Genomic DNA, 14,282 nt, shown 5'->3' with positions numbered 1-14,282 from the left:
AGTGGTTCTATTGTCTGTGCCCACTATCATCCTGACGATTATCGTTATTAACATTATTTACGTATCCTTATCTACAGTTCGTCTAATACTAGTCATGAAGGCCCGTAGGGTGTTAGCTACTTTTATCAGCATGGTAGAAGTGTTTGTATATTTGATGGGGTTGACGATTGTTCTTAACAATATCGATAATCCTTTGAATATCGTTGCTTATTGCGTCGGCTGGGGCAGCGGAGTCTGGCTGGGGATCAAAATCGAGGAATGGATGGCGCTCGGTTATTCCATCCTGCAAATTGTGGTCGATTCAGGCAGTACATCGCTGGCTGTTACTTTGCGTGAGCGCGGATTCGGCGTGACCAGCTGGCTGGCTGAGGGTAAGGACGGCCCCCGTCTTGTCATGCAGGTACTGGCTAAGCGGGCGAACGAAAAGAAGTTATTAAAATCGATTAACGAACTGGCTCCTAAAGCTTTTGTTATATCCTATGAACCTCGATATTTCCGCGGCGGCTTTTGGACGAAGCGTTTGAGGTGACTTCTGCGAAATAGACGAAGCGCTTGAGTGTCTTCGCTGCGAAACAGACGAACGTTTAAGTTGACTTTGCTGCAAAGTAGGGATAGTACGTTTGATTCGGTAAGGATATTGTTTCGTTGTGAACCTAACCGGGTAAGATAAGAGGATAGTTTTGTTCCCATACTTACGAATTATGGTCGGATTGTCCTAATAATGGGAATCAAGAGCATACCAAACTAATGTATTGGGGTGGTTTATTGAATGATTCGATTGGAAGGAGTTAATAAAACCTACGAAGACGGATTCGTAGCGATTAAAAATCTCGATCTGGAGTTCATTGAGAACGGCATCAATGTTTTGATAGGACCAAGCGGATGCGGCAAAACGACAACGATGAAATTAATAAACCGGCTCATTCAACCTACCAAAGGTAAAATTTATATTCAGGGGGAGGATATCTCAGGTAAAGATCCCGTTGAGCTGCGCAGAAGCATTGGTTATGTAATTCAAAATGTCGGCCTGTTTCCACATATGACCATCGGTAAAAATGTCGGGGTTGTTCCCCGGCTGCTGAAGTGGGACGAACAAAAAATTAACCAGCGGGTAGATGAGCTGATGCGAATGGTTAATCTTGACCCTGAAATCTTCAAAGACCGCTACCCTTCCGAGCTAAGCGGCGGACAGCAGCAAAGAATCGGTGTCATCAGGGCGCTTGCGGCAGAGCCTAATATTATTTTGATGGATGAGCCGTTCAGCGCCTTGGACCCTATCAGCCGGGAGCAGCTGCAGGATGAATTGATTCGTCTGCAGGGAGAGCTGCAAAAAACCATTATCTTCGTTACTCACGACATGGATGAGGCGATCAAAATTGCCGATATGATTGTCATCATGAAGGACGGAGAGATCGTCCAGAAAGGCACCCCCGAACAAATCCTTCGTCACCCCGCTAATGATTTTGTAAAAAGCTTTGTCGGTGAGAAAAGACTGCAGGACGATCTGCTGGATCAAATCCCTACCGTAGACGAAGTTATGGCTAATCACCCGGTAACCGCATTTCCGACTAGAGGTTTGGCTGAGGCCATCAAAATGATGCAAAGGCATAAAGTCGATTCGCTGGTCATCGTTGATAAAAATAACGAGCTGCGGGGACACGCCTCCATCTTCCAGGTCCTGGACCGCTTTCAGGAGGAAGAAACGACCTTATCCCAAGTTATGAAGCCCTTCGAGCATGTAGTCCCTTCAGGTTCCTCCCTTTCTGTAGCTCTTAATTTGATGGATGAACATCGTCTTCCCTACCTCCCCGTTGTCAAGGACGGGAATAAATTCGCTGGCTTGATTACACGGGGAAGTCTGGTTAAGCATATGGCTGACGTTTACACACCGAATCCTTCCAGCGGAAGGGAGGCCTGACTATGAACGATGAATCGCTATGGGAATTTCTGCTGCTAAGGCTGCCCGATATCGGGAAAGCCCTGCTTGAACATATTATCCTTTCCGCCACTTCCATGGCTATGGGATGTGCAATTGCCATCCCTCTTGCAGTGCTCCTAGTCGGCAATAGGATTCGCTGGGTCAATTCCATTGTATTCACACTTGCTAATATTCTACAGACTGTTCCGAGCCTTGCTTTGCTCGCTATTCTGATTCCGCTGCTTGGCATCGGGACACAGCCGGCTATTATGGCTCTATTTCTCTACTCGTTAATGCCATTGCTGCGCAATACGTACGCCGGATTTCAGGCGATTGACCCTGCCTTAATCGAAGCGGCACGGGGCATGGGATACAACGCCTCGCAGCGAATTTTCCGAATCCAGCTTCCGCTGTCTTTCCCTTACATTATGTCCGGGGTCAGGGTAACTACCGTTTATATTATTAACTGGGCGACGCTGGCCACTCTCATCGGAGGCGGGGGACTTGGACAGCTCATTATGTCGGGCCTCGCGGTTAATCGCAGCGAGCTTATTCTAACCGGAGCCTTGTTGTCCATACTGCTAGCATTGGCCGCCGACTTTTTACTGGCACGTGTAGAGAAAACCGTAGCCAATCGCGTCAACGTGAACACCGTGTCGGATCAGCCATAATGATGAAATCGAATTAGATGCTCAACTAATCTATCTTTCGCATCCTTTTTTGGGGGGATTGTATGAATAAATTTAAGAAACGGGGCCCAGGAATGGCAGCCGTATTGTTTCTTGCCGCAGGATTGGTTTCGGGGTGCGGCATTGGCAATGAAATTAAGATTGGGGCTCAGACCTATACCGAAACCAAAATTTTGGCTGCCATGTACCAACTCTTAATAGAAGATCAAACGGATATCCGCGTGAGAACGATGCCTGATCTGACTTCAACTCCTGTTATCATCCGGGCGATGAGTCGCGGGGAATTGGATATGGCTACCATGTATACGGGGGAAATTTTTAACAACTACTTCCCGGTCGAGCAGGATATCTCGGATAAAGAAGGTGTTCTGCAGACAGCCCAAGAAGGGTTTCTTGAATACTTCAACTTCCGCTGGTTTGACCCCTACGGCTTTGAAAACACTTATGCCTTTACTGTTCGCCAAGCTGTAGCGGATGAGCATCAATTGAAAACAATATCCGATCTGGAGCCCGTGGCTTCTGAGATGAGGCTCGGGGTTGATACCAGCTGGCTGGAGCGCGGGGATGACGGCTATCGCGCGTTTACCGAGCATTACGGCATATCATTCGGGCAAACCTTTCCTATGGAAATCGGACTCGTATACGAAGCAGTGGCCAATAACGAGGTGGACATCGTCCTTGCTTATTCTACGGATCCGCGACTGGTAGAGTTTAATTTGGCTACTCTCGCGGATGACCGGCAGTTCTTCCCGCCCTATGATGCCTCTCCTGTCGTACGTCAGGAAATTCTGGAAGAATACCCTGAGCTTGAGGGCATTGTTGAATTGCTGGTTGGCCAACTGGATGAGGAAACGATGACTGCCCTTAATTACGAGGTAGATATTAATCAGCGCAGCGAGCGAGCCGTAGCCAGGGAATTTTTAAGGGAGCGCGGACTCCTGGATTAACCGTGCTATCACTGTACTTCATAAAGGGGATTTGTTATGGACAAAATTCAACAATATTTAGCTGAAAACTGGATCGATTTGCTTCGGTTAACTTATGATCATATATTAATGGTGGTGTTCGGAGTTGCTCTCGCATTTATTGTAGGTGTGCCGCTTGGCATCCTTTGTTCCCGGAGCAAAAGACTGGCATCCGTCATTTTGGCAGTAGCTAATGTCATCCAGGTCATTCCCAGCCTGGCGCTGCTCGTGATGATCATGATTTTGATGGGTCTGGGATTCAAAACTGTAGTGGTCGGGCTTTTCCTCTACTCCCTGCTGCCGATTATCCGCAATACTTACGTTGGCTTGACCGGTATTGATTCCAGCATTACGGAAGCCGGCACCGGAGTGGGAATGAGTCCCTGGCAAGTGCTCATGAAGGTGCAGTTCCCGCTGTCTCTGCCCTTTATTATGACGGGGATACGGGTAGCAGCCGTCATTGCGATTGGCGTAGCGGCTATGGCCCCATTTGTAGGCGGTGATGGGCTGGGGCGGGAAATATATTCCGGCATCAACTACCGCAACAATATGCGCATTCTCGGGGGCGCCATACCCGCTGCTATGCTGGCTGTTATCTCTGATTACCTGCTTGGCAAGCTGCAAAAGAAGGTTAAGCTCGATAAAAAATAAGATTTCCCTTCCCCGGCGCACAGCGCCTCCTCCTCTCGCGGGGAAGGCGCTGCCTGTGATTCGGTTTTCCTATGAGATTCATGCAAATACACCTAACAGACAGTTAAAATCAAGCGGAAGCTTATGGCACAATCAGCGCTTACCCCATCTCTGCCCTGATGGTAGCCCTGTTATGTAAGGAGCGCTGGTCTAACGCCATCCGTTACCAAAATATAGGGTCACCAATAGATACGTAATCAGCACCGCTTTCTACCGCCATTTCTATCTCTTCGCGGTTGCGGATCAGCCCTCCTACTATCAGCGGGCGGCCGATTCTTTTTTTCATTTCTCTTATGACTCTGGGCATTAGACCGGGCATCAGCTCTACCTTATCCGGCTTGCTGCTCGCTATCATTTTCACCGCTGTTTCGAATGCTCCGGAATCGATGGCAAAAACTCTCTGAATCGTCTTTAAATGAACCGCTTTCGCAGAAGAGATGGCATGGCTTTTGGTCGTAACAATGCCATCCGCCTTAAACACCTTGGCCAAATATTCGACAGCGGCCGCATCCCTCCCAATCCCCTCGACCATTTCCATGTGCACGTATACCACTTTGCCCACGGCATGTAATTGAGCAATCGTATCCCCCAAACTCATTACATCGCCAGACATTAGGATTACTTCCTTGACCCGACTGTTTTTCAAATCGTCCAGCTGCTCTTTCTTGGTTACTGCTGCAATAATGGGCAGATTGCTCATTAGAGATGACCTCTCCTTTAAAAATAGAATAGAGAATGGCTTCTTCGCAGCCTGCTGACGAGAAGCCTTTTCTATAGTTTAGCTATTATGCAGGCTTCACTCAAGCAAAAGGTTTTGGAAGCCGCCTGCTGTCTGATTCCTTCGTTCTTTGTATTTATACGTTAAAAGGTTTATCGATCCTGCCGTATGGACCACTCATCCCAGGCTGCGTCTGAGCGAACCCCCTCCACAAAATCGGGCAATCGCCTCAGCTACCCCTTGCCCATAGCTCTGTGAACACACATAATCAGCTTTCTCCTTCAGAAGCGGATGACTATTGTTGACCGCTACGCCTATTCCGGCATGCAGCAGCATGTCCAAATCATTCAACTGATTGCCTATCGCCATCACTTGACTAAGATCGATGTTCATATGATTCGCCAAGCGCTTCATCGCTTCTCCCTTGCTCTGGTTGCCCGGCACAATTTCCAAGTAGTCATTCTCCGATTGAAAGGTGGCGTAGCTTTGGGAATAAGTTGGCTCATGAGCTGACCAGACCGCTTGGATCTTATCCATATCGCCAATAAACAGTACTTTTTGCAGAGAAGCATGCTTCCACCGCTCATCTGTTAAATTCGCTACACGGCAGCGTACTTTTTCCTTATGCTCGTATTTGTCTATAGTCGCGCTTCTTCTCAGCACTGAGATTTGCTCTTCTTCAAACAGCAGCACTGCGATATCTTCCTTGTCCGCATCGCGAATCGCGGGAAGCAGCCCCTCCAGGCCAAGCGGCACCATGTGCAAAATCTCATGATGATCGGCAATGACCGATCCATTACACAAAATCAATGGAATCTCAATACCCAGTTCATCCGCCACTGTACGAACGGTAAGGCTTGGCCGCCCGGTTGCTATCGTGAAGGCTCCGCCCGCCGCCATAAACTGATTGACTGCCTGTCTTACATCAGGATGCAGGGTATGATCTGCAGACAGCAAAGTTCCATCCAGATCACTAACGATTAACCGTATTTGATGCACAGAGTTTGCTCCTTTCACCTTTTCCGCGTATGTTAATTCATTCTATTTGTTTTTGGTACAAAAAAACGGCAGACTGCAGCCTGCCGCTATATCCCTATAGAAGCAGGAGCTGTCTGCCGGTTTTCTCATCGTCTCCTCCCGGAAGAGAGCCGCTATTGCGATTGATTCATGCCGCTGGTCGGTCCGGAAATTGGAATATTCTTAGCCTCTAATGAGTCCGCATCCACTGACAATACATAATCCAGCCCGGACACTTCCTCTAGAGCCTGAACCAACATGGCTGAGTTTTTCATTTTAAGGGTAAAATGCAGATTGACCGTGTGATCACCGGAATCGTCCGGCGCATCATCATGTTCATGCTCCATCGACAGATTGCGGATCTGGATGTCATAATTGCCGAACGTGGTAGCAATTGCCCCCAGGCTGCCCGGGCGGTCTTTAATCTTCAGGGAAATCTTCTGATTTCTCCGGTGCCTGAGCATATGCTTCTCCCACTTGTTAAGCAGGAATAGACTGATTAGCACCAAGGCGGTCACTAGGAAGGCTGCATAATAAAAGCCTGCCCCTACCGACAAGCCGATAGCAGCCACCACCCAAATCGAGGCAGCGGTTGTTAAGCCCGAAACACTGGAACCAGTCCGCAGAATAGCTCCCGCTCCGAGAAAGCCGATTCCGCTAATAACTTGAGCTGCCAAGCGAGCCGGGTCCGTACGCACGTTAAATTCATTTACGAATTCCGAAAAGCCGTAAATGGATAACAGCATAATCGATGCAGAACCGACACAGACAAGAATATGCGTCCGGAATCCAGCGGCGTGGTTGCTCCATTCTCTCTCCAGCCCAATAAGCCCTCCGAGCACCAAGGCAAGAACAATGCGCAAGGTCAAATCCCAGGAGCTGATAAACCATACGTCCGAAATCGCCGTTTGCACAGAATACCCGCTCCTTTCTACACAAAATGAACTAACGGATTGAACTAAAAAAAGACGATGGATGGACTCCAGAACTAAACCTGGAACAGGTCAAGTATCCGGAGGGGTTTTCTCATCGTCTCTACCCTAATCGGCGTATATTAGCTCTATTATGCGGTTAACTTGCCATTATGTCAACCCCTGCCCTTAGCCCTGCAAACCCTGCTCAAGGCGCTTCCAAGCCTCCGTTTACGGGCGGTTTGGCTGTATCGGATGAATCCTCCAGCAGCTTCTTCTGAAACAAGGGAATGGAGAACAGGCACAGGGTGGCCAACGCAATTAACAGCACAAAGGCAACCCCGGAAAAATTGCTGATGGGCAAAATCAAAATTAGCATCAGACAGCGAGCTCCGCAAATAAAGCCTTCCCGCCAAACCAGCATTCTCGATTGATGCTCGGGCGGCAAGCCGCTAATGACTCTGAAATGCTGGGCATTCCATACCGTACCGAAATAGAACATGCCCATTGTCGTGCATACATTCGAAATGATGAGTACGATCGGCACAGGGTACAGCATAAGCAAAAATCCTCCCGAAAGCAGCAAAATAGCGGCCATTAACCAGGACTGCTCCTGCAAGCGTATCTTCCGGTACAGCGCCAGGGCCACCAGCGAGGAGACCGTATACAACGTGTTTAACAGCGCTATATACATTTTGTCCTCGGTTATGCTAAAGGTAAACAGCAGGACGAAAATTCCTTGGAACTGAAGAAATAAGCCGGCAACCAGGCAGGACGGAATCAGCCATCTCAAGGCAGGCCTTGTAAACACCTGAGACATGGCCATAGGATGCTTGCCTGCCAGCCGGGGAGAGGAATCCGCTAAATCGCGCAGGCTAAGCTTTGGAAGCACTGCCGCCGTAAGCAGCATCCCGGTAACAAACAACAGCATCAAAGTGAACGAGCCCGAGTAGCCGAACCAGAAGATCACCTGAGCAGACAGCAGAGGAACAGACATATTCATGATTTGTGAAATGGTGTTGGAAGCGGCAAAAAAATTTCCGAAATCACTGCCTTTGCCTGAAGTAGTCACACTCAAATTCTGGGCACAGTAAAAGAACCCCCACATCATCCCGACAGGTATCGCGATAATGGCAATCCAGAGTAACCGGCTGTCTAATTGCAGGTAGGAAAGCAGAATAAACGCCAACCCCCCTGATAAAGCGGACAGGCCAAACAAGAGGCGAATCGAATGCCGCTTAAGCAGCCGAGCCCCTATCATAAAGGAAATTCCCCATGCCACAAATACAATCAGATTAAACCAGGCTACATCGGCGATTTTATGATCTTGCTCCCAAATATATAAGTTCACAAAAATCCCGATGTAAATAAAAATGATGAACGCCATGGCATTCATGAGCAGCAATTTGCGAAATGACCCGTCCAGTCCCAAGCTGACCCTTCTCTCCGGGAGTCCCTTTTTCTTAAAGGTAGCATGGCGGAGAGCACTTTTCCTACGGCCAAAAAAGCCCTGAAAAGGAGATACAGGGCGTAATCCGCCGTTTTTTCCAACAAAACTGCGTATTTTCTCTCCACTGCATATTAAGTAGCTGAATTTGGAGGTTTTACGCTAGTTGTTAGACTATTCTCTCTATAGATCAGCACCCGGTGAATCGTATCTCCTGCAAATAGACATAGCAGGGGCATTAACGGTAGAGCATAACGCGAATGTGCCAAATAAATCATGTGCAGCAGACTCATGTAAGCGAACAGGAGGAGCATGAATTGTGCCCTATCCTGACAACGCAGGCGGAATAAACTATAGCCGCTCAAACTTACCAATAGGTAATGATAGAGAATCGGAATGATTAGCGGCACACCGGGAAGAGGAAGCCAATAAAACACGTCCCCCCAAAACAAAGCAAACTTACCTGCGGTGTACCAGCTCAAGTAAAGCCAGAACTGTTCTTTAAACCCATGCTCTATTCGCTCAAGAGCTGACCTCGTATCCTGGCGGTCGTGCTCCCATAAATTATTATCCGAGCGCCAGCTCAACTGCTCATCCATAAACATCGCGGGAACCGTATACGGATATGTTCCTAGCAGCAGCGGGTTTCCACCCGATCGGGTCAAAGGAATAAATTCCCCTCCTGACACCTCATAATTGCGTACCCACCAGGGAGAGAGGCATAAGCAGAAAATAAGGACGCAAACCGCCCCATATCGCAATAGCAGTTTGAAGGGAAGCCGCTTGCGGCGCAGCATCCACAGCCATACCAGGCCTGGCCACAATGCAATTGTTGGCCGAATATATACGGCAGCCGCCCAGACTAAACCAAAAATAAGCGCAGAACGCCATCCCGGGTGCTCCATAGCATTCAGGGCACTTACAATTAGCAGCAGAAGGAAAAAAATAAAAAGCGACTCCGTAAAAATCATATTACTGACAAGCCATAATGGAGGATATAAAGCAGCAAGGCATGTCCCCCATAAGGCAGCCGGAGTCCCTACTATTTTCTGACCGATCCTAAACAACAACAGAAGTGAAAGAGTGATCAGCAAAGTCTGAATGATCCGGACCGATTGCTCTAGAGCTATACCCGGCCCCAAACCCTTCATGAGGAGAGCAATTATACCCGGATAGGCTGGTGTAATAAAAACCGTTGGCCGTTCAGGATCATTATAGGTGAACATTCCGGTTTCCAGCCATATTTGAGCCGAGCGCAAATATTCACGGTCATCCGAGTGATATATATAAGCAGGGCCGTAGGTCAGCACCAAAATAAGCTTTAGGACTAAAGAAATCCCTAAAACCCAGCCCAGCACGCGGTAGGCCCACCGATTTGAATAAATTCGCAAACCATACATAAGGAAGCCTTCGTCCTCCCGTTAATCCCAGCATGCACAGCCGCGTGCTGAACGGTTTCCGATCATCCATCGCTTCGCGGCTCATTTCAATAACACATATCTTCAGGTGCGGCTGTTGTTAGATGAAGCTTTTTTAGGAGTATTCCCGTAAAGGGGGCCTTTTAAGCTTTTGGCATAAGCTGCTCTGCCGTTGTCGCCTGACGGACGCCGCCATAGGTGTACGCTTGGGATGATCGGGTTTTTGCTTTTAACGTATATCGGTTCGCCTAACTATTCTGCCCGCTTCCTGTTTGGCTCTAGCTTAGTTAACGATTTCGTTTTAATGATTTCGTTTGGAAACGATTACAGCGTTCCTTGTTTTTTCCAGAGCCACTATATTCTCTTCGTAATTTTGGCTCGCTATGCCCACATACAGAATATCGATAACATTTAATTGGGCAATCCTCGATGCCATCGCCCCACTCCGGATGCTTTGCTCGAGGGAGCTGGTGAACAAGGAGATATCCGCCAATTCGCTCACCGGATTGGAGCCGAATTTCGTTAGCGAAACAATCGTAGCCCCGCTTTTTTGCGCCACTAAAAGTCCTTGGATAATATCTTCAGTCAAACCGGAGTAGGAGATGCCAAAGGCAACATCCGCACTCGTCAAATTTGCCCCCAGAGTAGCCATGGAGTTAAAATCATAAGCGGTTTCACACCAACGGTTAATCCGGGTCAGCTTTTGCTTGAAGTCATCAGCTATTACCGCGGAGGCACCGACTCCAAATACACATATTTTTCTCGCCTTTCCCATAATGGAGAAAGCCTTCTCTACTTCCTCGGTTCGGAGAATAGACATGGTGTCCTGAATGGATTGAATATTATTATGGGAGATAGATTCAATGAGTGAGCTCGTCGATCCGTCCATTTGGATTTCTTGATATGAATTCGTTTTTTTAGTCATTTGAGCCAGATCGGCTGCAATTTTAATTTTGAGCTCCTGGAAGCCTTTAAGCTGCAAAGAACGGGAAAGCCGTACAATAGTGGCTACACTTACGCCAGCCAGCTCCGCAAGCTTTTGTACGGACAAATGTACCACTTGATCCGGATGCTCAAGTATATATTTGGCTGCCTTCTGCTCCATAGGCTTTAGTGTGCTTAAAGCTTCTCTGAGACTGACCAATCCGCCCCAAATCATGCTGTGATCCCTCTTTTCGTCCATGAATTACCATATAGCCTTCTCAAGGATATATGGCTTTATAAGTTCAACTAATTGTACTTTCATTCGCTTATACTATTATAACAGTATTCCTTGTCCGAAGAGAAATTCTCGCGCGCGAAGCGGCTCCTCAGTTTTCCGCATCATGCGGAGCTCCAAGCGCGGTACTCGGCGTCACATAACGGTGGTTAACGCATGCCTTGTACTTGGGGAAAATAAAAAGCCGGTCACGGCTGTTGGCTTCAAGCTGCAACAGCCGGACGCGGCATGGGATCGATTCTTTATCTTTGGGTGAATGTAGTTAACAATCGCTTAGCTTCTCCGGATGGGGTCTCCATCGATTCGTAGATTTTGATCGTTAAAGGAAATTGATGCTGTTCCGTGACCAAATTAGTGAAGTCGATTTTGTTAAGGCCATCCACCAGACGGTTCATACCGACAAACGAACGGGTCTCGGTAGCAATCAAGCGGTTCGTTTGATCCAACAGCTCTATCTTCAGGTTGGAGAAGTGCTGGTCCACCACTACCTTATCCTGAATGGTAATATCCAAATCAAGATTTAGTTGATAGGAGAATGTAGCAAAGCCCTGCATCAGATTAGTAGTTGCACGCAAATGCCAATCTTCAATAGCCACCTGATACGGATAAAGCTGAAGAATGGTATCCGTGCTTTCTTCTACACCTGCTGCTACCCGGTAAGAGGCAACAGAGGTTTTAAAGGCTCCTGTAGTCTGTCTTTCCGATAAGGAAAGAGCCATTAGACTGCCGTCCTCTGTATCCGGTACTGCGAAGAAATAGCTGACGACATAATTGAGATTTGGCATAAGCTGCTCTGCCGTTGTCGCCTGACGGACACCGCCATAGGTGTAGCCGCCATTGCTGCGAAGCTCAGCCTCTAGCGGTGGGACCGCTATCGGACGATCGCCGGTATTTTTCATTGTGAACTTGGCAATTGCTGTTTTGTAGCCTTCTCCCTCGTTCTCGTGCATCGAAAGCTCCACCATCGAGAGCTCCAAATCTTTAGAAATATGAGCATTCAAAGTATCCAGCACCATAGGATCTCCGAGAGTATACTCATCCAAAGAATAGAGCGACCAGTTCAAATCTGGAAGTGCGATATGCAGGCGTCCTACCTGATACTGAACAGGAACCGGCTGTCCCTGCTCGCCCACCTGAACATAACTTTCGTTGGTCAGAACGTTCAAGGTTTGAAACGCCACTTCTGAATTCGAAGGGATCGAGTAATGGATATATTTCTTATCCTTCGGCGAGAGTGTCACCGGCTGCTGCTCTACACGTCCGGCAGGATAAACCGCGCTGCCGGCAAGCCCTTCCAGCTCAAAGTCCGGCACGGTCTCGACTCGCTCACCGGGATTTTCCACCAGCAGGGTGACCAAGGTTACATAGCCTTCCGGGGTTGTGTCTGTTTCCAGTTTGACAGGCGTATAAACTAACGGTGAGGCTAGGCTCGGTATGGAGAATGAATCTCCCCATTTAGTTACAGCCGCCTGCCCTTCGTTCATGGAAGACGACGAGCTGCCGGTCCACTCAAGCCCTTCCACGGGAAGAGAGAGCACCTTGGTTTCTGCCTTTGGATAGACATACCAGTCAATGTCGATCCAATGCAAGGCGGAGAGTGTGAAGGAATCCTGCCGGTCCACCTGCAGAATATAGCTTAGCTCGACAGTTTCCTTAGGCTGTACCGTTCTTGCATTGGTGCCGCTTGGCTGTAAAGTGTAGACGAGCCCATCTCCTGTTTCAACCCGCAATTCATAGTCTGGAACTCTCGCATTGCGATCTCCCTGATTAGTCATGCGGATAACGGTTCCGATTCGGCTTCCCCCGTCTATCCGCTCATTGACCAAGCTTTTAACGTCGACGCTCAATACTTCAGTCAGCGCATAGGATCCGGTTAACGACCATGATGCAGCCGCCGGGGGGGTAGCGGCAAATACCGCGCCGCCCGTCGCTGCCAAGGATACGCTTAACACCACGATCGCTGCTGTCTTTTTCCACTGTTTCCTCATCAGATCTTCTCCCGTCCTTTCTAATGTTGTGATGTGATTATGGCTGCAGCTCGACTTTTTCCTGATCGGTCAGTTGATGCTGCCCGGATACAATTAGAGATTCTCCTGCATTCAGCCCGCTAACGATTTCCTGATCCAGTCCATTCAGACGTCCCAACTGAACCTGCCGTTTCTCGGCTGTATCTCCCACGAGGACAAAAACAAAGGTATCTGGACCCTCGCGAACAATGCTCGAGGTAGGAACGGCAATGACTTCACGCTCTTCTTCACCGGACAACTGGATGTATGTTCTTGTGCCAGGCCGCAGCAGCCCTTCGTCATTAGCTGCTTCCACATTCAGCTCGAATGTTCTTGTTGTGGTATCCATCACTTCTGCCAAGTAAGTCACCGTTCCTGTCTGGATCTCCTCGATTCCCGGTACCCGGAAAGAAACCTGCTCCTTGCCGCGAAGATATTCCGCTGCCTCTTCCGATAAGTTGGCAACCAGCTTAATCGGATTCAACTGCTCGATTTGACCCACTTGCGTCCCCGGAGAGAGGGTCATATTCTCGACAATCGGCAATTGGGTCAAATAACCGCTAAGCGGGGCCTTAATCTCATAATATTGCAAATTACGGTCAATTTCTTGAATGCTGAGACGGGAGGTTTCCAACTGGACCTCGAGCGCAGCCAGCGGATTGGTCGATTCCATCGTCTGCAGCTGCTGCTGGAGAATTTCCAGGTCTTTAAGCTGATTGTTCAGCTGGGTCTCCATCTGCTCAACTTCGAATTGGGTAACCAAACCCAAATCGTAATTGTTGCGCATCTTGTTATAGTTTTTTTGAATTTCATCAATAGCGCTCTCCATCTTGCTGATGGAGTTTCTCAGTTCGGTCAGCCCGTTGTTATAATCTTGCCTCGCCTGGCTTAATTGCGCTTCTGAGGCTTTGATTCCGAGCTCTCCTTTTTGTCTTTGCAGCAAGACATCACTCGAATCGAGGCGGGCGATGACTTCCCCTTCGCTAACGTAATCGCCCCGCTGCTTGAGCAATTGAGTGACATCACCATTGGCTTTGGCAAACACCCCCATTTGCAGGGAGGGAACGAGGTCCGCTACCTGTTCTAATGGCTGGCCGATGGGCAGTTTGCCGACTTCCTGGATGCGTACTTTTTTCACTTGCCCTTCTGGATTCGCGCTCTCTGCCTCAGGTGCTGGAGCCGTGCATCCCGCCAGGATCGCAGAACTTAAAATAACAGCTGTTATCGCTTTGTAAATGCTGATTTTGGTAGGCATACGACGATGTTTAAGCAAAGCTAACTCTC

At 48.5% G+C, this 14,282-nt stretch carries 13 protein-coding genes; 5 read left to right on the top strand and 8 right to left on the bottom strand.

What is annotated here, in order from left to right; genetic code table 11:
- The first annotated feature begins 52 nt into the window (after positions 1–52).
- From PSHG_RS23205 to PSHG_RS23185, 5 genes are all read left to right on the top strand, one after another.
- Positions 53–529: a DUF2179 domain-containing protein gene (locus PSHG_RS23205; protein ID WP_392392034.1), complete on the top strand. Its 477-nt coding sequence runs from the start codon at positions 53–55 to the stop codon at positions 527–529.
- Between the two features lie 240 nt (positions 530–769).
- Complete coding sequence (locus PSHG_RS23200) at positions 770–1,918, top strand: betaine/proline/choline family ABC transporter ATP-binding protein (RefSeq protein ID WP_010278435.1); 1,149 nt, start codon at positions 770–772, stop codon at positions 1,916–1,918.
- A 2-nt stretch (positions 1,919–1,920) separates the two neighbouring features.
- Complete coding sequence (locus PSHG_RS23195) at positions 1,921–2,589, top strand: ABC transporter permease (protein ID WP_010278433.1); 669 nt, start codon at positions 1,921–1,923, stop codon at positions 2,587–2,589.
- Between the two features lie 62 nt (positions 2,590–2,651).
- Positions 2,652–3,554, top strand: a complete 903-nt coding sequence (locus tag PSHG_RS23190) for a glycine betaine ABC transporter substrate-binding protein (RefSeq protein ID WP_010278431.1) — start codon at positions 2,652–2,654, stop codon at positions 3,552–3,554.
- Positions 3,555–3,590: 36 nt separating this feature from the next.
- Positions 3,591–4,223, top strand: coding sequence for an ABC transporter permease (locus PSHG_RS23185; RefSeq protein WP_010278429.1), 633 nt, complete (start codon positions 3,591–3,593; stop codon positions 4,221–4,223).
- A gap of 202 nt (positions 4,224–4,425) precedes the next feature.
- Here PSHG_RS23185 and PSHG_RS23180 read toward each other — a convergent pair whose 3' ends face one another.
- From PSHG_RS23180 to PSHG_RS23145, 8 genes are all read right to left on the bottom strand, one after another.
- On the bottom strand, positions 4,426–4,962 hold the full coding sequence (locus tag PSHG_RS23180; RefSeq protein WP_010278427.1) for a glycerol-3-phosphate responsive antiterminator: 537 nt from the start codon (positions 4,960–4,962) through the stop codon (positions 4,426–4,428).
- A 195-nt stretch (positions 4,963–5,157) separates the two neighbouring features.
- A complete protein-coding gene (locus tag PSHG_RS23175; RefSeq protein ID WP_010278424.1) occupies positions 5,158–5,979 on the bottom strand; it encodes a Cof-type HAD-IIB family hydrolase in 822 nt (273 codons plus the stop codon).
- A gap of 152 nt (positions 5,980–6,131) precedes the next feature.
- Positions 6,132–6,911, bottom strand: coding sequence for an MgtC/SapB family protein (locus tag PSHG_RS23170; protein WP_010278422.1), 780 nt, complete (start codon positions 6,909–6,911; stop codon positions 6,132–6,134).
- Positions 6,912–7,116: 205 nt separating this feature from the next.
- A complete protein-coding gene (locus PSHG_RS28795; protein WP_010278419.1) occupies positions 7,117–8,340 on the bottom strand; it encodes an MFS transporter in 1,224 nt (407 codons plus the stop codon).
- Positions 8,341–8,489: 149 nt separating this feature from the next.
- A complete protein-coding gene (locus PSHG_RS23160; RefSeq protein ID WP_010278417.1) occupies positions 8,490–9,755 on the bottom strand; it encodes an ArnT family glycosyltransferase in 1,266 nt (421 codons plus the stop codon).
- Between the two features lie 319 nt (positions 9,756–10,074).
- Positions 10,075–10,956 carry a MurR/RpiR family transcriptional regulator gene (locus PSHG_RS23155; RefSeq protein ID WP_235782113.1) on the bottom strand — a complete coding sequence of 294 codons (882 nt, stop codon included), beginning with the start codon at positions 10,954–10,956 and terminating at the stop codon, positions 10,075–10,077.
- A gap of 278 nt (positions 10,957–11,234) precedes the next feature.
- Entirely contained in the window at positions 11,235–12,980 is a 1,746-nt protein-coding gene (locus PSHG_RS23150) for a hypothetical protein (RefSeq protein WP_010278411.1), read from the bottom strand.
- A gap of 37 nt (positions 12,981–13,017) precedes the next feature.
- On the bottom strand, positions 13,018–14,271 hold the full coding sequence (locus PSHG_RS23145; protein WP_010278407.1) for an efflux RND transporter periplasmic adaptor subunit: 1,254 nt from the start codon (positions 14,269–14,271) through the stop codon (positions 13,018–13,020).
- Positions 14,272–14,282: the final 11 nt, after the last annotated feature.

The organism is Paenibacillus senegalensis JC66 (assembly GCF_000285515.1).
GTDB classification, from domain to species: Bacteria; Bacillota; Bacilli; order Paenibacillales; family NBRC-103111; genus Paenibacillus_L; species Paenibacillus_L senegalensis.
This window is presented reverse-complemented; position numbering and strand designations above follow the sequence as displayed.

Bases quoted from the DNA above. Each gene is read 5' to 3' on its own strand.
- PSHG_RS23155 (WP_235782113.1), bottom strand. From the start codon at position 10,956: ATGGACGAAAAGAGGGATCACAGCATGATTTGGGGCGGATTGGTCAGT.
- PSHG_RS23190 (WP_010278431.1), top strand. From the start codon at position 2,652: ATGAATAAATTTAAGAAACGGGGCCCAGGAATGGCAGCCGTATTGTTT.
- PSHG_RS23185 (WP_010278429.1), top strand. From the start codon at position 3,591: ATGGACAAAATTCAACAATATTTAGCTGAAAACTGGATCGATTTGCTT.
- PSHG_RS23150 (WP_010278411.1), bottom strand. From the start codon at position 12,980: ATGAGGAAACAGTGGAAAAAGACAGCAGCGATCGTGGTGTTAAGCGTA.
- PSHG_RS23180 (WP_010278427.1), bottom strand. From the start codon at position 4,962: ATGAGCAATCTGCCCATTATTGCAGCAGTAACCAAGAAAGAGCAGCTG.
- PSHG_RS23200 (WP_010278435.1), top strand. From the start codon at position 770: ATGATTCGATTGGAAGGAGTTAATAAAACCTACGAAGACGGATTCGTA.
- PSHG_RS23195 (WP_010278433.1), top strand. From the start codon at position 1,921: ATGAACGATGAATCGCTATGGGAATTTCTGCTGCTAAGGCTGCCCGAT.
- PSHG_RS23160 (WP_010278417.1), bottom strand. From the start codon at position 9,755: ATGTATGGTTTGCGAATTTATTCAAATCGGTGGGCCTACCGCGTGCTG.